16 protein-coding genes are annotated in these 22,186 nt (G+C 42.3%); 3 read left to right on the top strand and 13 right to left on the bottom strand.

Translation table 11 applies throughout. The features are described from left to right. Positions 1-13: 13 nt before the first annotated feature. Positions 14-4,966 (top strand): AAA domain-containing protein, encoded by a 4,953-nt coding sequence (locus GPJ68_RS01205; protein ID WP_180837407.1) that lies wholly within the window; start codon positions 14-16, stop codon positions 4,964-4,966. After that, positions 4,963-6,390 carry a hypothetical protein gene (locus GPJ68_RS01200; RefSeq protein WP_000986687.1) on the top strand — a complete coding sequence of 476 codons (1,428 nt, stop codon included), beginning with the start codon at positions 4,963-4,965 and terminating at the stop codon, positions 6,388-6,390. The genes GPJ68_RS01205 and GPJ68_RS01200 overlap by 4 nt, the downstream gene beginning before the upstream one ends. 166 nt (positions 6,391-6,556) lie before the next feature. On the opposite strand, the gene GPJ68_RS01195 is transcribed toward GPJ68_RS01200, so the two are convergent. From GPJ68_RS01195 to GPJ68_RS01155, 9 genes are all read right to left on the bottom strand, one after another. Further along, positions 6,557-7,666, bottom strand: a complete 1,110-nt coding sequence (locus tag GPJ68_RS01195) for a hypothetical protein (RefSeq protein WP_001025076.1) — start codon at positions 7,664-7,666, stop codon at positions 6,557-6,559. Between the two features lie 111 nt (positions 7,667-7,777). Further along, positions 7,778-9,166 (bottom strand): TnsD family Tn7-like transposition protein, encoded by a 1,389-nt coding sequence (locus GPJ68_RS01190; RefSeq protein ID WP_001395486.1) that lies wholly within the window; start codon positions 9,164-9,166, stop codon positions 7,778-7,780. A gap of 387 nt (positions 9,167-9,553) precedes the next feature. Further along, positions 9,554-10,126, bottom strand: coding sequence for a toll/interleukin-1 receptor domain-containing protein (locus GPJ68_RS01185; protein WP_000974844.1), 573 nt, complete (start codon positions 10,124-10,126; stop codon positions 9,554-9,556). A gap of 263 nt (positions 10,127-10,389) precedes the next feature. Further along, positions 10,390-10,959: a hypothetical protein gene (locus tag GPJ68_RS01180; protein ID WP_000718920.1), complete on the bottom strand. Its 570-nt coding sequence runs from the start codon at positions 10,957-10,959 to the stop codon at positions 10,390-10,392. Between the two features lie 2 nt (positions 10,960-10,961). Beyond that, the gene (locus tag GPJ68_RS01175; protein WP_000008533.1) at positions 10,962-12,104 is read right to left on the bottom strand and encodes a toll/interleukin-1 receptor domain-containing protein; all 1,143 of its coding nucleotides are present in this window, start codon (positions 12,102-12,104) and stop codon (positions 10,962-10,964) included. A 45-nt stretch (positions 12,105-12,149) separates the two neighbouring features. Then, on the bottom strand, positions 12,150-12,977 hold the full coding sequence (locus tag GPJ68_RS01170) for a toll/interleukin-1 receptor domain-containing protein (RefSeq protein WP_000469290.1): 828 nt from the start codon (positions 12,975-12,977) through the stop codon (positions 12,150-12,152). A gap of 72 nt (positions 12,978-13,049) precedes the next feature. Beyond that, positions 13,050-14,666 carry a CBASS cGAMP-activated phospholipase gene (locus GPJ68_RS01165; RefSeq protein WP_001395489.1) on the bottom strand — a complete coding sequence of 539 codons (1,617 nt, stop codon included), beginning with the start codon at positions 14,664-14,666 and terminating at the stop codon, positions 13,050-13,052. 537 nt (positions 14,667-15,203) lie between these two features. Beyond that, positions 15,204-15,689, bottom strand: coding sequence for a TIR domain-containing protein (locus GPJ68_RS01160; protein WP_001151554.1), 486 nt, complete (start codon positions 15,687-15,689; stop codon positions 15,204-15,206). Positions 15,690-15,700: 11 nt separating this feature from the next. Further along, complete coding sequence (locus GPJ68_RS01155; protein WP_000985599.1) at positions 15,701-16,228, bottom strand: toll/interleukin-1 receptor domain-containing protein; 528 nt, start codon at positions 16,226-16,228, stop codon at positions 15,701-15,703. A gap of 517 nt (positions 16,229-16,745) precedes the next feature. On the opposite strand from GPJ68_RS01155, the gene GPJ68_RS25315 reads away from it, so the two are divergent. Further along, complete coding sequence (locus GPJ68_RS25315) at positions 16,746-16,913, top strand: DUF6527 family protein (protein ID WP_225858605.1); 168 nt, start codon at positions 16,746-16,748, stop codon at positions 16,911-16,913. Positions 16,914-17,177: 264 nt separating this feature from the next. On the opposite strand, the gene GPJ68_RS01150 is transcribed toward GPJ68_RS25315, so the two are convergent. The 4 genes from GPJ68_RS01150 to GPJ68_RS01135 all read right to left on the bottom strand — a co-directional run bounded on the left by GPJ68_RS01150 (position 17,178) and on the right by GPJ68_RS01135 (position 22,151). Further along, positions 17,178-17,627, bottom strand: coding sequence for an antitoxin Xre/MbcA/ParS toxin-binding domain-containing protein (locus tag GPJ68_RS01150; protein WP_001218123.1), 450 nt, complete (start codon positions 17,625-17,627; stop codon positions 17,178-17,180). A 170-nt stretch (positions 17,628-17,797) separates the two neighbouring features. Continuing rightward, entirely contained in the window at positions 17,798-19,225 is a 1,428-nt protein-coding gene (locus GPJ68_RS01145) for an ATP-binding protein (protein WP_001250588.1), read from the bottom strand. A 3-nt stretch (positions 19,226-19,228) separates the two neighbouring features. Next, positions 19,229-21,340: a hypothetical protein gene (locus GPJ68_RS01140; protein ID WP_000963211.1), complete on the bottom strand. Its 2,112-nt coding sequence runs from the start codon at positions 21,338-21,340 to the stop codon at positions 19,229-19,231. Beyond that, on the bottom strand, positions 21,330-22,151 hold the full coding sequence (locus GPJ68_RS01135; protein WP_000190554.1) for a TnsA endonuclease N-terminal domain-containing protein: 822 nt from the start codon (positions 22,149-22,151) through the stop codon (positions 21,330-21,332). Before GPJ68_RS01135 ends, GPJ68_RS01140 begins: the two co-directional genes overlap by 11 nt. Between the last annotated feature and the right edge of the window lie 35 nt (positions 22,152-22,186).

The raw sequence follows: 22,186 nt of genomic DNA, 5'->3' as shown, positions 1-22,186 counted from the left end.
GTTGGAAGTAGAGATGTGGGATGGTGGCTTGCAAGAGCAAGAAGTGGTAGCAATCGAGAAAATAAAGGCTGCTTTTTCAGATAACGTATCTAAGCCTGACAAACCTGTACGTGGAGGCTCAATTGGCGAGCAGCTACAAAGCTATGGCTATACTGGCAACGGAATGTTTCCCTGGAAAGGTTATGCAGGTTTTCGTTTTGTTGAGGCAAAAAAAGAAGGTGAATTCGATTTAGTCATTGTTACGCATTGTAATGTGATCATTGTTGAATTGAAGGACTGGAATCATCAGCCTGTAACAGCACGCGGAGAGACCTGGTATAAGGGCGGCAAAAACATGGGGCGCTCGCCAGTAAGCGTAACCCGTGGAAAAAAGTTCACGCTGGACAACAAACTCAAGCGTCTGGCAGAGCGTTTTACGAACAAAGGCTATGTTCCAATTGTACATTTCTTTGTTGTGATGACTGGCAATGCGGACTTCAGTGAGTTACCGGAAGAACAACTTCACCATACAATCTCGTTAACAGATTTTCTTAAATTTGCTGATCGCAACACATTCAACAACTACTTCAGACCCCATCCAGGTTCCCAAGTTCTGAACAAAGATTTTCCCCTTTTTGATAACCTTTTCTTAGGACCTCAGACAGCGCCCAAAGCTCTGAGGGTTAATGGCTTCGAAGCTAAAGATATGATTTTCGAGCATCCTAAAAAGGTGTATCGGGAATACCTAGCAAAATCAGAGATATCGGCAAATAGCGAAGCATTACTCAGAGTATGGAATTTCCGGAATATCCCAGGGGCGAAAGCGTACACGCCGGAAGGAAGAACTGAGATCGTTTCACGTGAGCGTGAAGTGTTACAGCACATCAATTACCAGAATCGGGACCTTTATAACCACTGCCTGAGGTCACTAACCAGTTTTCAGAAAGATGAGGTGACAGCTGAGTACAGCGAAGTCTATGAGCTTCCGCCAGGTCATGTTCGGTTTAACGAATTCATCGGGAAGTATGGTAAGTCGTTTTCTGACCAAGACCGTTTAAATGTAGTCAAACTACTCATTGCAAAGTTTAGCGATCTCCATGAGATGAAAATTGCTCACAGAGATATCGCCGATCACAGCCTGTGGATTTCACCTTCAAAAGAAGTCGCCCTGTCAAACTTTATTTCGGCATACCATCGACCAGTTGGAACGGTCGGAGATTATCGTAAGCTTTTATCAGTGGGTGCTGTCGAGGTAAAAGACATGCTTGATGGGGGCGAACTTACGCCTTTTCAGCAGGATGTTCATGCCCTGGGTCTTGTAGCCTGGCACTTATTAAGTGGTATGCGAATGTCGCCAAAGAGTCTGGAGACTGTACAGGAGAGTATGTTAAACAGTCAGCACTGGTATTCAGATGTATTACTGGATGCTGTTGCTGCAAAATTTACTTCCGCGACGGATTTCTTTGATGCCCTTAAACAAGCTGAACCTGCTGGCGAGGCGCTCCCAACATTTGATGATACTGAGCTTGACCCTTACAGGCATCCTATTAACCACTCTCGTCAGTATCGGGAAGATGATGATTTTCTGGTAGAAACATCTGATAAAGAAGTCTATATCTCGGGTGGAAGGCTCGTGAAGGCGTGGCTAAATGTTGGTGGGCAAGGAGACGATTCATCAATAAACTTCCAGGTTTTGAAGTTTTTAAAACAGATCGAACAGCTTTCTTTAGTTAAACCAACGTATCTGCCTGAAATCCGTGAATTTGGTATCGCATCTAAATCATCGAGTCTTTACATGGTCACTGACCAGATACAAGGAGATACCTGGGACAAAATGGTGGTCCCGGATGATGAAAAAATCGATCTCATTGATAAGTTTGTCGCTTCAGTTGAGCATTTACACGGTCTTGGTGTTTCTCACGGAGACATCCACCCAGGCAATGTGATGCTTAGGACGGAGGGGCGCTCGCTTTTCCTCATCGATATCCCCGACTTTTCACCGTCGGGTGACGAACCTAAAAACCACAGCTACAGCCCTGAATATATTGATAATTGCACTTCCTTTGAACGCGATAACTATGCAGTGATGAAGATGTCCTGCGAGTTGTTAGGTTTGTCCTGGGGGGATGAATCAGACCTTTACCCAACGATTGCGAATGCCATCCGGGCTGAACTGGAAGATCCTATTTTTGGGTTTAAAGATTTAGGCCGGTTTAAAAAAGCGGTAGACAGTTATGACCAAGCGTCAACACAAGATCTGATAGAGATTACAGCAGGAAACGCCGATGAAATAATCTCTGTTCTGCCTGATAACGGGCATCTGTATGTCAAAGTTGAGCCAAATCGTAAAGAGCCAGCTGAAGTAAAAGTCACTTTCACCGGAATTGGTGGCAGTTTTTCTGCAATGTTCAGCAAAGAACAGAAGACGCTGCTTTATGGCTTTAATCCAAGGGCTCGTTCATCAATTCGTAAGCAAGATATTGATGAAAGCCAGTTCGAAATTGGTACGGGTATCAGGATTACTCCAGGCAGCCCGCAGGATATGTCGGCGTTGACAGTATTGCTTAATAAAGAAGAATCTTTTGCCCGGGCAATCGAGTTGATTACCGCATCTGAAGACATTCAGTCGCAGGACCCGCTTACTCTTCAGTTAAAAGATGCCTTTGCCAGACTGGATAAGCGGGTGCTTGAGCCTGCTTTAAAAGAAGTGCTGGAAATCCCAACGGTGAAACTGTGGCGTGCAATCCTGGATACTGAAACAGAATCCTATCCGAACATTGAAGTCAGTGGGGAGGTAATACCTGTTGCAGATGCTCACGGGGAGCTACTCATTCCTTACTCTGCAGACGTTGATCCTCTTGGCGCATTTAGAAGTAGTGATGACGTTGAAGCCTTGCAGGTCGATCAGGAAGGGGTTGAGCGATTTATAGGTGAGGTGTCACTTAAGAAGTCAGAGCTCAAGGAGATTCGATTGGTTAGGGTACGTTCAGCAGCCTATAGGTTGAAAGATTCTGATATTGTCTTCTTCCGCACAAAGCAGGATCGGGCGTCTTATCAGAAGCGTAAACGAGCGCTGGAACGCCTCATCGATCGGGAGAGTGTGCTACCTGACTTAATTGACCTGTTCGACCCATCCTGCAAACAGGATGCTCAAAATTATGGTGTCACTGTCAGCGATGCCGATTTTGCCAGATACGACCGTGAAGACCAACACGGAAACAAGATCAGTCTGAATGAACAGCAAAGAAAGGCGTTTAACATATTGGTTAATAATGGACCTCTCTCCCTGTTGCAGGGACCACCAGGGACAGGTAAAACTGAGTTTATCGCGGCCTTTGTCCACTACCTGATTGAGAAACAGAACACCAAACGCATTTTATTAGTTAGTCAGTCACACGAGGCTGTGAATACAGCAGCCGAGCGCATCAGAAAGCACTGTTCTCGACTTGGTACAGAGCTGGATATCGTCAGGTTCAGTAACCGTGAAGGGGCTGTTTCTCCTGGGCTGAAAGATGTCTATTCGAACGCAATCACAACAGAGAAACGCGAACTGTTCAATGCTGAAATTAAGTACCGCGTTGAAGCGCTGAGTGAAGCCATTGGTCTGGAGCCAGGGTTTATTTCGGGTGTCGTGCTTGCGGAGCTCAGGCTGTTCAAGCAAATAGATCATCTTGAGAAATTGCTCTATCAGGTTAACGATTTAACCGATCCAAAAGAGATCAACGAACTGAAAGATATTGCAGTCGAACTCAACTTTTCCATCCGCTCCAGACTGAGTCAGGAGTATGGGATTAACCTGGACAAAGACGCAAAGGTCTCTGCAGCAAAAGACATTCTGATCTCAAGGCTATGTACGGAGTATGGTGTCAGACCTGATGAGGCTCGACGAGTAAAGGCATTAGCTAAAATATCCCGGGATATGCAGGATGCTATGTCGGGAGAGCGAGTGAACCTTGATGAGTTTTATTCACGTTCCAGGCAGCTAGTGGCTGGCACATGCGTCGGTATTGGACAGGGGCATATTGGTATCCAAGAGAATATCTACGATTGGGTGATTATTGATGAAGCTGCGCGCTCGATTGCGAGTGAACTGGCCATTGCGATGCAGTCGGCGAGACGCGTCCTGTTAGTTGGAGACCATCTGCAGCTTCCACCATTGTACTCAGATGCTCACAAGGCGGCATTAGCGAGGAAATTGGGTATCAATAATTCTCGCACTGAAATTGATGAGGTATTACGAAGTGACTTTGCTCGCGCCTTCAACTCTACTTATGGTGCACAAGCTAGTGCAGCTCTGCTGACCCAATATCGTATGGCTCCTCCAATTGGTGAACTTGTATCAAAGACCTTCTACGAAGGGAAGCTTCGAAATGGAGAGCGAGCAATTCCTGATGTCTATCAGCATGCACCAGAAGCTTTACGTAACGTAGTGACTTGGCTGGATACTGCCTCCTTGGGTCATCGGGCCCACCACCTTGGAGACCGTGGAACAAGTATTTACAACCGAAGTGAAGCTGACGAGATTATTTCTGTACTTAAACAGGTGTCAGAGAATGAAGAATTCGTCGCTCAGCTTTCAAAGCTCGTTAATAAAGATGAAGCAGCAATCGGAGTAATTTGTATGTATGCCGAACAAAAGCGGTTGCTACGTCAGAAATTCAATCAGGAAATCTGGAGCGATGGCTTCAAGGATATTGTTAAAATTGATACGGTTGACAGCTATCAGGGCAAGGAAAATCGAATTATCATTTTATCTCTGACGCGTTCGGATAAGCAACATAGCCCAGGTTTCTTACGCGCACCAAACCGTGTCAATGTAGCAATGTCACGAGCAATGGATCGCTTATTGATAGTTGGTAATGCCGATATATGGAAGGGAAATAATAAAGAGCTGCCATTAGGCTCCGTTGTTCGCTATATGACTGAACGAGGTCAGGACGCTGGATATGTGTTCCTCTCCGCTCAACAGGGAGGGAAAAAGAAATGATGTCTGATAACAAAGTAACCTATCACGAAGTTGACTTCTTACTGCCTGCACAGAAATTTAACATTCAGTTCTCATATATTTCCCAGAAAGGACTACCATTTATCCGGGAATTTGTTCTGAGGCTTGTTCATGTAGCCTCAATGAGCAAAGCACAAATATCAACTTATTTCGGCTTGAGCCACTGTGAGACGGAGGAGGCAATCTCAGATCTTGTACAGCGCGGCGAACTTACGCTCTCCGCGGAAGGTAGACTGACCTTAACTGACAAATCAAATGGATATTTTTCTGAGGTTGGAGAGATGCCACACCTTTCAACTGTCCAAGATAGTGGTGGTACATTATCATTTGATTTAGCCACTTTTAGTTGCTTCAGCAACCAAAATATCCAAGACCACTGGAGGGGGGGGATATTATTAAAGGTTGATGACAACAATGTTTCTCAAAGTGAGAAATTGGTTGAGAAACACTTCCAGTATCAGTTTAATCAGATTCTAGATAAAGGCTATCTTTCTCACTTACAAGTTCAGGGCGGAAAAGAACAGCCTTCTATTTATACAGTTAATTCTGTTAATAAACTCCGGCAAATGCCGTTACGTTTAACAACTGAGTTTAAAATGGATAACGATGGTAAAGCTGTCGAGCGTGAAGACTATGAGCACTTAAATAGCTCTGAATGTGTTCATGAGTTAATGGCTATTGAAATATCAAGGTTATTACGACCTAACAATACAATGAGTATTGTTAAATCCATGGTATCACTCAACGATGAAAATACACTTAAGCTATTTGACTCAAAAACTAATCAGCTTAATCCGGCCTTTATTAAGGATATGCAGGCCTTGGAAGAATACTCTGCCTCAGGTAGAACAACTTTCTTAGGCCCAATATACGCTAAAAATAATTGGGAAAGGCTGCTGAGAGCTTTGGCTCCAGTGCTCAGTCAGCGAATCAAAGATAAAGCTGATCATGGCGGTAGTCATTTCATATGGATAGCACCATCAGATCCATACTGGTCAAAGAGCGAACGCTTTATCTCTAGCCTGAGTGATTTTATCCACAAGTCGAGCACGAAAGATAAGCGGTTATATAAACCTGTGCTATATGTACCCGTCTCAGATGATGTTGATTCCAGGGCAGCTAGGCAATGGAAGCATGAACTAGGTCCGTTCCACGAGCACACTAAAGGGCTTGTTGAAGGATTGTTAGATGGTAATGTAGAGATCCTTCATCTCGAGGATGAATTATCTGTTGTTATCTATCATATTTCTCAACCAGAAACTTTGCCAGTGACGATGCCATTGGGATTTATAACAACTAACAAAGAGTCAGTTAAAATTATTGGATCGCTAATTACTGAATATGTGCATAGTAGTTCTGGTTTTGATAAACCGCATGACTGTGGATTGATCTCTTCAATGGTTTAGAAACTGTTATTTGATTGACAATGAAAGGGCTATTTACTGCCCTTTCATTTATTATTGAACACGATTGTGTTCTCCCAACTCCTCTTTCATTTCAGCTAAAAGTATAAAAATTTAGAATAGGCTTGGACAAACCAAATTATTATGGGCTAAATATTATTTAGCATTACTATGCTGACTTTTCATTTAATATATCTCTTTTCACCCTAAATGGTGACCAAACATGGTTGCCGGTTAGTAAAATTATATTATTATCAAAAACATATCGCTTGAATGATGTGGAGTGTTGAAATAGAAAATGAAGATCGACTTTGTCTCTAATATTTTCTGTATCCTCCCCAACGGCAGCACAAGTTCGACATTCCAAGCAAGACGCACAATATCTAAATTTAGGAACCATTATAATTTCAGAAAATTGTTTTCTAGGAGAGATAATTACTTTAACATACTCCACAGCCTGTTGAAGCTCATAATTAAAATCATCACATTTACTCAGCAACACTATGGCATTTTCAACAGCCAGAGTAGCCTTCATAAACCGTAAATTATCTTTTCCCCAGAGAAGCAAATCTTCGCCTAACAGCAACCATGCCTTGATATCGAATAAGCCATCAAAACTTGGTAATTTTCTTATATTATTTAAAATGATAACCCCAATAACCTCACCGACACACTTCATTGCTCTAATTGGAAATATAAACTCAGGTCTTGATATAGAGTGCTCTGCGAATGTAGGATTATTTCTTTGATATGAATCGACGATCTCAACTGCATTCCTAGGAAGTTCTCCATTCATAACCTGCTTAATATTAATAAGAGCATTATTATACGAAGTCAGCTGAAGACGATAAAGTGGTGTATTGTGTTCATGACACCGTCGGGCCTGAATCCAGTCATGCTTAAAATAACCAAACCCAAAATCAATAATTGCTTGCGTAATACATTTTTGACAGAATTTTATTCTTATTTTTTTATCTGATTTATATGTTATAGATCGCTCTCCAGAGAGAAATATGGATGGGAGATTATGACAATAAGCTGATGGTGTATCAAATAGACCATGTCCCATCCTACCTATTTTTTTCCCGATATCTGAGGTTTCAAGTAAAAAAAGATCATCAAATCTATGGAAGACATATGAAACTTCATGATGTGCATAGGGTTTACTAAACCATTGACCATCACCTGATACTACCCCTTTAGGGTCAAAGACATCTGCAAAAACCAACTGTTGTCTAAGAAGGAAGCTTTGCAATGATTCATCTAATGGAATATTCACAGATTTTTTCTCACAGTATTTATACCTAATCTCATTATTATTTTTATGTGTTTATATCAGATATATTCGTTGAATGGGTAGTATTATTTACACATCAAATAAAATCAACGTCTAAAGTTTATGTTTCACTTTCCTATGTTGAACTGGTGATGTTGCTACAGGTAATATATTTTCTATCCAAGTAGGTTTATGTCGGTAAAGCCAAAAAAAGGCAGCGCCACACTCTTTTCTACATTGCTGCCGTATTGCTTGAGGATGCTCACTTAACCATCTAATTATTCTTATTTTATGACGCCGGCATTTTGATTCAATTCTAGCAGCTTTCCGATAATTGACTAGACCAGGAACACTGGAAATAAGAGTTTCTACACTACCAACAGAAACTCCCCAACGTCTAGCTATTTCTTTTCGATGAAATCCTTTTTGTGCCAATAGCAAAATGTTTTCCTTTACCGAAACAGTTATTTTCCTTGGTCGAAGATTCAACGAAATATTTGACCTTATAGCTAATGCCTTTATAAAACATCTACTTTTTCCCGTACGTCGACTGGCCTCAGCCATCGATAATCCTTGAGAAAGCAATTTCTTACATTTATCACTAGAAGCTGATGAATCTGGTTTCTTATATTCTAGTTCTGCTATTTTTCCCTTGCAAAACAAATCAACATGTTCTAGAAAAAAACCAATCAAGAGGTGTTTAAAAGGATGTTGGTCAGACTTCCCCTTCAATAAATTCGAGAAATAACTATAATCATCATCTGATTTAGGTAGAAGCCCATTATTCATCTCTGTTATTTGACTTGCTAATCGATACAGCGCAGTTGCAATTGATTTCCTACGTACACGTCCAGCATCTGTTATATAACCTATATTTTTAAATCCCCTGAAATAATCTGTGAATTCCGCCTCTCCTTTTGTTATCGCTTTAAGCTTTGACACTGAATAATTTGCGAAAGCATATGCTTGAAAGTTACAATGCCTATCATGCGATTCAAGTGATGGTAATAATTCCACTTGAATATGCGGGCGAGGTGGCATTGGAATATGATATAACCATATCTTGTGTAAATAACAGGCTTCGATACCGGGTATCTGGTGACCTAAGTGCCAATATGTTACACCATACATTTCCATATTTTCTCTCGCACACATAGGGCAATATTTTAATGTAATTCTTTCATATTCTCTGAAATTAGTAAGCTGACATGCTCTACTTGCCGAATGTAATGCTAATGCATCACAATAGATTCGCTTACAGTAATGCGGTAAAAAAAAACTGAATAAGGGAAAGAGTGTCTGTTCTCTAAAAAGTATTTGCGCATCTTCACCACTATTTTCAGCCAATATTGAAAGATTCGAAGTCAGCCAAGGATGAATACTTGCCCTATCGTTACCAAACATAGTAGTAAGGAACATACTACGAGGTAAACCAATAAAAGTTAAACTACGAACTAAACGACTATATAAAGTTTCGTCTGGCAATGTAGAAGGAAGCCTCATACCTACCTCCACCATAGTTAGAAATATGCCTTACAAGGTAAGATCACGGATTTTACTTTTAAGATAAAATGAATCGCCACGGATAATCTAGACACTTCCGAGCGTCTCCTCCGGGAACATAATCAGTATATCGGAATATCTCTAAAAGTGAATGGGCCGTTTTGCCGGGATGCTTACAAGCGGGCGTTTCCCAGAAGCTGATGTACGCCACGCTCCGGAAGTTTGGAGCCCGCATCAATGAAGCACTTGCGCTCAAAGAGCTGAAATTTATTCTTCATCCGCCTTACCTGGTTATAGAGCCAGGTACCCAAAGGCAGTGGGCTGGAAAGCGCTAGTTGGTGAGCGCCGTTGTTTTTTTGTGCAACGGCTTGTTAGGCATATCATGTTTTACTTCGGTTTTTTCCCTTGCATCCAATCTCCAAACGTAACCCATGACCCGGCGCCGCTATGTATATAAAAGCTTTCTAGAGTTAGATCTAAATAAGGGTACAGGCCTAGGTATTCTCTCCCATCAAACTCTTCATCATCATTTTCCATAATAGGCGCAACTGATACTCTTCCAGTTCGCGCATCCATATATCCTAACTCCCATGGCATCCAAACCGATTTTTCTGCTGAATTAGAAGTTAAATAGATTAGAGATGAGCAATTATTCATTCTATTACGCAGTACGGTTGCAGTAAATTCGCTTACTTTTCCTCTATCTAAATGCTCATCTTCTATCCAGTCAACATATACGGAATAACCTTTTTCGATTAGCATGCTTCTAATTTGCATAACTATTCGCGCATCAGAATAAGCATGAGAAAGAAAAATATCGTAATGCTCAGAAACGGAGAAAGATTCAAATGCTTTTTGCAGGCTATTTGCTGCCCAGCGCCTTTCACTGGCCTCCTCTAATAATGTTGTCTGTGTGGCATTGTAGCGACGAAGTATCTCAGATTTACGAATTATAGCCATTATTCTTCTCGTCTAAATTTTGCATCCATCTACCTAAAGGGTAACGACATGAAGCTAGTATTTGGTGATTATACCTCTCTATGATTTTGATTTATGGATACGAATTGATTATTCAGGCACATATGGAAAATGCTTTGTAACCCAAGCGTATCCATCGTTATTGGCAGCTCCTTCCGAGGTATATCGCATTAACATCTATATGATGATAAGAAACCAAAATGGCCCTCGCTTGGTTTACAAAAATACAGGATCGTACAAGACAACTATTGATCAACTAAATAACGGCTAAAGAGCGTGGCGAAATCTATATCTTCAAGCTCTCTCCCGCTGAAATAACCATTATCCCGTGCAAGATTAAGCGCCGCACCGCCTGGCGCGGCAACTGGAAGGATGAATGCCCCAGGATGGAACCGCCTAAAAATGTTGTATTCGACCTCAACACCATCCATCCCCCCAATGAAAACTGCACCGATAAGATCTTTTCTGGAGAGCATCTGCTCGCGCATTAGTTGCAAGCTACCTTGAATGTCGCCGGGCACGGGGTCGGTATAAACCACGTTGTCAAATCGTTGATTCTCTTCCGGGTAGCGACCTTCGAAGAAGCGGCTTTGATACAGGATGACAGAGTTAGTGTAATCAACCCCAAGATCTTCACAGATGCTCCAAATCATAGGGGTAATTGCTGGATGACCGCCCCATACGATTTTGTGCCTGCGAACGGTCGCAATAGTCAGTTCACGGACAGCGCACTGGATAAGAAATGGGTCAGCGGTCTCGTAATATTGCCCTCGTCCAATCACGGGGATACTTGCTGAGAGGAAAATCGCCGCCATTTCTATACCCTCCAATCTGCAAATTGCCAACTCGCCTCGCAAGCCTTAACCCATCGCGTGACTTGGATGTATTGACCCAGCCAATCCAAGTGACTAAGCCACTGAGGATGCAGGCCTACATGATCATAGAGTATGGCTACGGATTCATCAGGAGAATTCATTGATGCTTCGTGCATAGTCGTGGAGGTCGGAACGCCCACCGTTGGATAAACCACAACCATGCGGTCATCGGGCAGACGCACTCGAATCCCTCGGCCGGTGCCCATGCCAATCACTTCTCCACCGATAGTCTCAAGGCCTATTCGGAGATTGCTCATTAGGTTAACGGTACGCACCGCATGGCTCTTGCTGCGGACTTCTTCAAGCTGCAGACAGATCCGGTCAATCGCGTGGTCACTAATACGTCCCGATACGACATCTAACTCACTCTCACCAAGCTCAGAAAGGCTTGCAGTCGCTAACCGCGCCGAGCACAGAACTCCCGGCCATCCTACTCGAAGAACACTGATACCCTTAGCCAAGGCCCTTCCGAACTCCGCTGCAGTCCATCGACTGTTAAAGTAGTCGGGAGTGTCGAGCATCAACAACACGTCAGAATCACAAAGCCGATGCCATAACATGGTCTGAAAATCTTCTGCCGGGGCAATACTATGTGTATCCAGGAAAACGTCAAAATGCCTAGCAGAGAGGGCATCGAACATCTGCAGTGCCGCCTGACGAGCCTCGTCTCGCCGATAACTTACAAAAACCCGACGTTGCTTCGGAAGCAGGCCTGCACACTCCAAAAGTGCAGTGGCTACCCTTTTTGCCCCACCATTGGCGTAGGACAAACAATTCAATGGACGCAGGATCTCCGGTACATTGGTCGCCACTTCGCATAAATCAGACACGACGGGAACAACAGGCACACCGCTACGCAGCAAGCTAGGTAAGCTGGGATGATCAGCACCTAATCCGCCGAAAAATACAACAGCAGCAGATCGCTGTTGATTAGGGATAAAAGTATCAGGACTAACTTCCCAGCCGATCTCCTGACCCACCCTCAATCCAAACATGGAAACAGCATCAGTGACAGCGTTTTCAAGCTCAGAGAGTTGAGTAGCGGTCGGTAAGCCCAAAACAGCCAAACTATATATGAATGACATCCATACCTCGCAGAAACCAACTAAATCCTCACAAAACAGAAATACCTAAATCTTAAATCTTGGCTCACTCAGTTGAACTTCACTGAACCCCAGCTTGCTATACAACGTATCCAAGTGCGTCAACCCGCTTATTCGCCCGGCAAAACCAGCCTCGACTGATATTCCTTTATCTAGCCAACCATTAAACTCCTGTAGGCTCATTTCATGTTTCAGCTTCGGCAGGGGATAACTGAAGCCCGGCTCAAGAGCTCTACTTTCGCTCTTCATTTTCTCGAAACTCTCATTACCCTGTTGGAAAATTCTACGTTCCGAACGCTTGACACTTTTAGCAAATGTAAGCTCTGAAAAAATCCATGGAGATGACAGACGCCCCTCTCCAGACATGTAGTCATCGATATTTATTGCGTTTTCAGTGCCCAAAAACATGAACAACTCTGATCGCTTTATCATTTGCTGTAAAGCCGCATTAAGGATCAAATGCACGTTGGTCGTTGTTCTGTTACGTAGATTGTAACTGTAATGGCTCCATCCCTGTGGTATACAGAATTTATCATCGATTTTCCGCAAAAGTTCGTCAGCATACCCCCAAACACATGAGTCAACGAAAGCCGTGAGCCCAATATTCTCCAGGCTGAGGGCTATCCTAATGGCTTCGTCTTCATCAGCATGAGAATGAGAGATAAAAACATCAATATCGTGCTGCGGAAAGATCGATTTCTGTATTTTGTCAGCATCAAGTATATTACGTCCATCAAGAAGGTATTTTTCGAGGCTGATCAACAGTTCCCCTTTTCTGGCCTTGTACGCCACTATTTCGTCAGAACTAAAACGAAATGTTGGGTAGATATTACTAACAGTTAGATCGATAAACATTAATTCCCCCCAGTCAAGACCTACGTGCCAAGCGGATGTCTAAACGGGTAACGCTAGGGCATCCGCGCTTAATTAAAATCGCTCCCACACCTCAACGTGTTGTCCGTCAAAGAATCTGGAGCGCACCTCAGCAAAGTGTTCTTTGCCAGCCTCATTGCCGCGTCGGACCATGTCTTGGATAGCTTCAGCATCATCCATCTTAATTTCATCACTGGTCTGTTGGTTAACACGCATATGACGTGTTGGACCCAAGAAACTTTGAGCGAGTACCAGAGCACCATGCTCTTGGGCTGCAAAAAAGAGATCTACACTGTGAGGTGCCCAGCCTACTTTGCCCTTTCCGAGTTGGTCAGTGAAATCACTTTCGCTACTGAGTGTGCCGATGCTCAGCACATCAATCCTTTCTAGGGGAATCTTCAGGTATCGAACCGCTTCCGCCAACGCCGGGAGGATGGGGTTATTTGCCCAGACGCCACCGTCCAGGAACGTCTCCAACGCAACAGGCCCATCGAAGGTAACTTCATCAAAATAGGTAGGTGCAGCGGAAGAAGCTAGGGCGGCCTCAACGGCTGAAATATCTCTGAATGCAGTCCGGTCGGGGCTATGTGGGGTAACAATCGCTTCAGCTTGACCTTCCTTGGCCCTCACCGTAGGGATCACCAAGCGGCAGCGAGAATCTTCAGCCAGCGTTTTGTTCCCGTACACCTCGGCCAAAAGTCCACGGAGAGTTGCTGAGTCATGCTTGGATTTAAGCCAGTGCCGAAGTTTCCGATCCTTCGGAAAAATCTGGGGACCCTTTTTCTCGTAGAACTCAAGGATTTCACGTGGCTGCAAACCCATCGCCAGTCCAATAGCCAAAATAGCACCTGTGGATGTACCAGCTACCAAATCGAAATGAGAAATTAAATTACTCCCGCCACCGGCCTTCAACATATCGTCCCACTTGGCCAAAACTGCAGCAGTGAAGGTGCCTCTGAGCCCCCCTCCGTCGAGCGCCAAAATACGGAAATTACGGCCACGCGAGAAAGTACGCCGAGTAAGTGGCAGGTTCTTCAACTGATCAGCAATCAGCTTCACAACCAGATCAACCGATGTACTGTTGGCAATAGTCGCATTCGTTTCGTGACATAGTCCGTTTCGCAAACGAGATAGCAATGAAGGATCTTCTTCGAGATATCCTGCGATAGCGCCGCCAAAGCCCGCAACAACGAAGCCTGGCTTTCCAAGATCAAGCATTGCATCTAGCTCATTGGGGACGCCTGCTTTTACTTTATTTATGTCCCACCATGCACCACCGATGCAGATGACTACATCGGAACGATCAGCCATCCAATCACGCATTGGGGTCAAGCCGTCTACAGCCTGGCCATCGCTGTTATCTGCAGGCACAATTTCTACAGAAGCAAATGTTCTCTGCTCTTCAATTTCAGCAGCGTACTCGTCAGTTGAGTAACTCTTCGCCCGCACAAGTGTAAGCGCTTCCCTTCTACCACCGGTTTGGATGAAATCTTCAGCAGCTTTACGGAGTGGCGCAATGAACGAAGGATGGCTTCCATGAACAATTGAGCCTCCTTCACTGAAAACTTTAGCGGCAATTTTCTGCACAAAATCATCTATGTCTGCTCGCAGTTCTTTATTCGACCCGGAAAGATGAACTCTGACTCCGGATAGACGCCTTGTGGTTGCCATGTGTATCACCTCAATTACCTGAAATGTCATTTTCTGCCAGCAAGTACGTCTTGGGGACACGTTTTCAACGACCGGCTAACATAGTTGTGGTTTCAATCAAGCCTGCGATATTTTCTCGGCCATTTTGAACCGCGAATTCGTATCTCTTGCAGTACTTGGATAGCTTAACAATTGTGTTACTAGTATGATCTTCAAAATACAGATCAGAGGCAGGGATGACTAAGGTGTAGCCAAAGTGTTCCACCCTTTTACGATCCTTTCGCCCGCTAAATAAATCTTTCCGTTGATTAGGCAGGCTCACACTTTATCCAGTGGATGTGTAAATTTTATTCGATGCTCTTAGTGTTAATTATTTTGTCTTATAGATCTTCCGTTAGAAGCCTATTATCTTTCAACATGCTGCGAAAAATTTCGTAAAATGCCCATTGCCTAGCAGTGGTGAACTGATGTGCAAGGACATAAGTTACAGAGGTTTTCGTGGCTTATGACTCGTCAATTTTACATCATTAATTCATTTCGAAAAAATGAAATAAAAAATCAATTTGCCTTATGTCGAATGGCGTAATCAATCCAGTTTGAAATATTGCTTGCTATGTCCTGATAAGTATTGATAGAGCTAGGGTCGTAACAAGGAACAACACTTGACAGTGCTCTACCATCAGTGAACTTAATCAGGTCAAAGGGGTTTTTCCCTTTTCTACTAATGCCATTTCTAGGGCATTTTAGGTTATGAATGTGGATGCCTAAAAGAGCTTTTCCGTCATTCCATGCCTTGATAATTTCATGTTCAACCCATGGTCTTGAAGCAGTTTCGCTACCAATCAAAACAATAATACATCGTTTGTATTTCATATTTTGATCTATCCAGTTCTCAACTGCTTTATTACCAGTACGTTTGAGCTTTTCCCATTCATTTGGGGAGGTTGGAGGGTTACCGTCAAGGCTACCGATGTTACGTATTTGTTGAACTCTCATTACATCGTTATCAAAATGAAAGCTGTAAAAAACAGGAACTTTAGCCATTTTAGTTTCCTTTAAATATTTTCCACCCAAGTGCCGGAATTTATTCCAGCGTCATACACCGCATATCCAGACTTACCCGTTTGATTGTTAACTCCTTCATCCATCCTTTTATATAGCTGAAGGTATTCGTTGCCATACCAAACACCTGAGTCATTTTCTGTCGGAATAATCAATATCTTTTCGTAGCCTTTGGCTATGTCTGCAAAACCAATTTCCCAAGGACACCAACGTGATTGAGTTGAATTTTTTGTTGCTAAAAACAAGAACCAATCAGTAGTCTTTATTTTTAACTTAATTATGTTTGCAGTTTCTTTGTTGGGAATACTTGGCATTTCGCTGTCTTCCCAGTCAATGTATAAGTCCCATCCATTCTCCTTCAATAAAACTTGAAGGCCCTTAGCTAATTCATGGTCTTGATGGCTATGGCATAAAAAAGCAGTTTGCTGTTTTTTGGCCACAGCTTCATTAAGCGATTTAGCAACAAAGACTCTTCCGGAACGACTAGCTGCAGATCGTAAATTTTTTAGTTTAATCGCCATTATGATCCTGTAATAGGTAATAATCCGAACCAGTAATAGTTTATACTTTGCAACATTATAAAAAATAGATCAACTGCTCAGGCAAAGTTAGGTTATTAGATGTTCTTATCAAACTTTGGAGCATAAAAGCTTGAGACAAGTCAATGTATCTATGAGTCAGTAAAAAAAATTAGAGAAAGTTATACAGGTTTCTCAGTTTTTCAACAGTACGAACGTGTTTAGAGCTCCAAGGAACAAAGCCCTTTTCGCTAACCTCCCTGACATACGATCTGAACTCGAAATGCTCTATATGAAATCAAGAGAGAAAGGCTCCACACTTATGGGACAGATTACAGCAATAAACATGTTCTATCTAAATGAATTGGCTCCGTTGGTTTTTAAAACTGAAAGAATCCCTAATGCCTCGCCGACGGGTTATTGTGATAGAGGGGGATACCCCTCCACTGAAACTCCTTAAGCGTAATTTGATCTTAGCCAGGAAAGAAAACTAAGACTGGGCAGTAGCATTTTTCTGCCCATGAGATGTTGCATGCGGATTGAATTGTTACTCCTAAAAGAAGCTATACCTAATTGGTCTATCCATATTAATCAAAAAAAAATTCCAACGCTTCATACTTCAGTTTGGTTACAAAAAGGCTGTAAATCAATTTTTTGGCTGCGAAATGGGGAAATTAAGTGGCTTTGAAATACATTAGTTGATCACAAATAATTTTTGTAAATAGGTCATTCTCGCATTGAGTGCAATGCAGAACTAAAATCATCTAGAAAGGTATCTTAATTTTTAGGACAAGAACTCATCATGATTTATTTTTTGACTCTTGGATATCCAACCACCTCGAACTATTAAAATAATTTAAAAACGTATATTAAATATATTAACATCAACACCATTTAATATTTCTAAAAAAATAAGCTATCAAAATTTGTATTCCATGATGTTATCATAGAATCATAAATAAACACCATCCTCAATTCTAACAATAAGGCGAATAACTTCATGGGCCCCAGTTTCAGAAGCTACAATTTCAGCTGGAATATTCCAATTCAGAGCACGATTTGGCTCATGTAGCCATTTTTTTGCAGCCTCCTTGTCACCCTCGAACAATGCGACCGCCCGTTCGATTATCCGTATAACACGCACCAATCGCTCACTCTGATTAGCAGTAAATCGTTTTTTGGTAGAACGTTTAAACGTAGTGATTGGAATACCCGACATTTTTTGTAGTTCCGTCGGCGTGATTTTCGCCCATTCAGAAATACGTTTTACAACACTCCCTTCAAGCCCGTCGTTGATTTTTCTTATCAAAGCAATACCATCCCGGGAACCCAGTCCAAGGACATCCCACCCCCTCTGCTGGAGAGAGCTACTTATAATAGGGGAAAAGACTCTTAAAGCCATACGTCGCTTCCCCAGTTGATAGTTCCGCTACAATGCATGAAGATTCTCCTATAATACACTAAATATCTCTCACCTTATCTATCAGTACGGTTTAACATTGTTTGACCCTGACGGTTAAGAAAAAAATATTTTGGTCACTTACAACTGTTACTTATAAGATATTAATCTACTCAAGACAGTCGGCCCAAAGGATCATCATCAATAATCCCTACCTGTCTAAGCAGATCAACAGGATACTTTTGCTTAGCGGCCCGTTGGAAAATATCTGGATCACCGATCCTTTCCGAAAGGTTAACCGCGCCAACCAGCTCACGTAAACTCAGCTCGAACTCGGGATGCTGAGCCCGAGTAATATCTGCAATAAATTCCCGAGGATTATCGGGTATACACTGTGGTCTACGTATTTTTTGCCCTCGATGCCCTTTTGGTAAAGACATTTTTGATCGTAACTCTTTGATTTCATCGGTACCAGCAGACAAACCACAAGCTCTTACATATGCCTGTTCCAGTACACTAGTATTAATTCTTTCATCATCTGAATCAGCCAAGATAACAAGTCTCTGCGCCTCCCGATAAATACGGTGAGCAATATCCAAATTACCGAGAGATAACTCATACATTTTGTTATTCAACTCATCCGTTAGCTCGTTATATATACAAGTCCATTGCATTTCCCAAAGTTCCTCAATAAATGCTGCCCACTCATCGCTCTCTTTTTTTAAGGATTCCATTCGGAAGTATCCAGAACTTTCAGCACGGCGGGCTGCCTTAAGAGTTTTTGATAGCGTGTCATCGAATGGTGGATTGCCGCAGAAAAAGAGGGGGATTCCTAATTTATTTACTAGGCTGTGAAGGAAGTTAAGAAGGTTATTTTCACCTCCCGTGCGCTTGAACACCAACCTTTGCATTTCATCAATAACTAAGATCCCCAAAAAACTTGATTTAATTCGCTGTTCTATTTGTCTCATCAGACTACCGATTGTATTTGCAGATATTGATTTTTCTCTACCCATAGCTAAATCTAATGCTACCAAGATCTCCTCACAGAGATCACGAACACTGGAATTATTAGGACATTCCACCTTAATCCAGACAACCTGTTCTGTGAACTCCATTCTATGCCCATGATAGAAATCATGTTCTATCACATTTGGTAGATAATTCAGTATCTGCTCGAGCATACTGGTTTTACCTACTCCACTAGCACCTATCAATGTGATGTTTTCTGCTTTAGGCTCAAAATAACCTGTTCTCGGTTCAATCGCAGGTCTGGCATCAACTGGATAGTGAAGATACTGAGCAGTAGTTGGGCTAAAGGGATTTTTTGTCGAATAACCGTCTTTAATTGCAGTTTCTATCGCTCTAAAACATTCATAATAAATAAGAAAAGGCTGACGCAATTGTTTCAGGCGTATTGTGTATTCTTCTCTAACTAAAGGATCGGGGTGCTGTCGGATATGTTCATCCAAAACTGGATAATTTGAAAACTGCTCAAGAAGCTCATTTATACCTAATTTAGGTTTCAGTGCTTCAATCAGAGGGTTTCCTCTGTGCTCTGGTAAAATTGCCTGGTGATATTCTGCTTTTTCTCTTCGCATCAGCTATTTTCCTGGCTTACGATTTCGCCTTGGCAGCATAGCTACCACCTTTGCTTCCAGCTTAATCTCAGCAGTATTGTCTTCACCATGCTCAGGGAAAGAATGTGTTGTTCTCCTGAGCTCCTCAAGGCGATTTTCCCGAATGTTCTTTATTTTTTCCCTGTATGGCACAGAGTGAGTATTTGTCCTCTTTTTAGCCTGCTTTTCAAATTGAACATGCCGTTTCTTCATGTCTATCGATTCTACTGTAACAGGCATTTTCTCTAAATGTGACCCCAGCCAGTCCTGGATAAACTCAGCTTCACTCACGGGTATGTCTTTAAGCATTACATTCCGGGATGATAGATGACATTTCGTAAACGGTTGCTTCTCATCTAATCTCACATAAATATGATTCACCGTATTATCATCAACCCGGGCATCCATCTTCCAGCGCCCATGTACCCTCGCAATAGCAGCAAGGCTTTCATCTTCAATCTGTGCGCAAGAATAAAACATTTCTTTGTATTTGATACCACTTCGGGTCATGCTGACCTGTTCTGGTGGTAACAATCGAGCAATCACTTCATCAGGAGCAACTCGACTAAGTGAATGCCTGTGCTGAGAAATATATATCTTCCACGTATTGAGCGGAGTAGGACTTAAACTTTTTTCAATCAAAAGAGGTCGGGTGAAGGCAAGGGATTTCTGAATGGTTCTGTTATGCTCTAGCGCGGCATCAATCAGCATTGAAGTCACTTCATACAATGTATGTTTTGAGTCCTTACGCGGATCTCTATCCCCGCGTACAACTCTCCCACCTTTCGTCGATCCCTGCAGTTGGTGAATCAAACTATCATTTAAAATTTTGAAACGACGTTCAACGAAACTTTTATAATCAGGTCTATAAGAAGGAGCAAAACTCAGTTCAGTAAAAGGTACAACTTTTTCCTGTGGTTTTAGGCCAATCATTTCACCATTATCACAGATGAAGCGCCTAGGAACATGCGCACAAGGCCACTCAGACTCATCAATAGAAATCCCATACTGAGCACAGTATTCAGATTTAGGTGAGAAACAATTAACCAATGCCTGGCGCGCAGCACGCCAAGAGGCATAATATAAGGAGACATGCAGTCCAACTACCATAAGCGTCGCCCGATCGACAATAGAGTAAATAGTTGGCCGTCCGAGAATATATTGCTCGCCAAAACTGGATACGATATGTACATCAGCTACTGTTGCATCAATTTCAAAACAGCTACCAGGAACTAAATCATCCTGCGCGGCATAACCAAGCACACTACGTTTATTTAGTAAGTAGTCACGCTCAGTTGAACGCTTGCGAATGACTATATCATCTGAAAATAAGCGTTCTTTCCAGTATGAAAACTGACGGAGTGAAGGTACACTAGGTGCTCTATTACTGATACTTGCCATTTTCAATTCATCTTCATGGTATTTACGAAGATACTCCTTATAGGATTCGGCAAGAGATTTACCATTGACCCTTAAATAATTCGCCATCAGTGATTTACGAATATTCTGTTTATCTATCACGGTAAGCATATATTTATCTGCACGTTGAATACTGAGTGTTCTTGATATTTTTGGAGCACCAAGTGTTCCTTTCTTTGCCTTCCGAGTCTTCCCAGCCCCTCCACTATTTGAGTAGGCAGGTAATAATGCATTTTTCGTCTGACCATATTGCCAAAAAGCATTCAGTAGTCGAGATAACTTCTTCCGATCAGTACCTTTCTCTTGAGCATATTGAACTAAACTGGTCATCCTTTTTGAAGTAGCGTAAGTAAACAAAAAATCACGTTCTGAAACCAAATCACTAATCAAACTAAAATTAGCATCTCTCTTTTCTTTAAAAGAAGATGGAAGATTCTCCTCTGCAAGCAAAAGAAAGCTTGGAATTTGAAAATCAATCAGCATAACACTGCCTGAAGCCATGTAATTTTCAAAAGATGATAGTAATATTGCAGTGGGTCTTCGCAAGCGGTGATTGTTCGTTAAGGGGAACAAGATAATACAGTCCAAATGAGGAATAATATCGATGATACGGTAAGGTCCATCTTTCAGACCTTCTACATCATTCAAATCCCATACACTATTTATATCAATAGCCATTAGAAACCAGCCTTTTATCACTGCTAACAGACTGAATTTCAACTCCTCCACAAGCCTCAATCGAATAATCTAAATTAACATTTATAAATTTATCTGCGATAAGATAGCGCAGCAAATTTAGACCATCCTCACGCTCTCTATCACACATGAGGGTAAGATCTTTACATAAATCAGATAATAAATATTTGCCCGGTTCAACCGCTGTTAAAACCCGCTGAACTATAGAAGAATCGTATACAGTCATACCAGATCTGAACGGTGCTGTTGCCCACCTAATATTGTCGCTCTGGATCTTTGTTAGCTCATTTCCCATAAAGCACGAATACTTGACACCCAGCAATTCCCACCATACACGCTCAATATCCAGTTTCTCAGCAGTTCTCTGGTCAATGCCATTCTCTGGTTTTACAGAAACAGCATGATAGAACTTACGGCCGTCTTTCTGGCACGTCAGCAGGAAATCCGTCGTCATAATGTTGAGCTCCCCATTTACAGGGACCTTTGGGTGCTCAACCCCCAAAGTTACCGCTATCTTGTTTGACAGAGTAATAGGGAGCAGTGGAAATTGTTCCCTGATATCGGTTACTGAATCACTAAATTCAGCTAGGTAAAAAAACTGGCTCTCAATCGAAGACAACAGATGATGTACACGATTGGTTTTGCGCCCCCAAATTTGGGAGCGAATGCCCCTAGAGGCCACATCTTGAATACGGAGCCAAGGTTTATACTCAGTACCTACACCTACCCCGTACTTATTTTTTAACGACCGATTAAAGTCATCTAAGGTTTTTAACCTTCTACCGGTAGCCATTGAGACGACCCATATATACCCCGATGTTTAAGTAT

This window comes from Citrobacter sp. 172116965, from assembly GCF_013458095.1.
Classification (GTDB): domain Bacteria; phylum Pseudomonadota; class Gammaproteobacteria; order Enterobacterales; family Enterobacteriaceae; genus Citrobacter; species Citrobacter braakii.
This window is presented reverse-complemented; position numbering and strand designations above follow the sequence as displayed.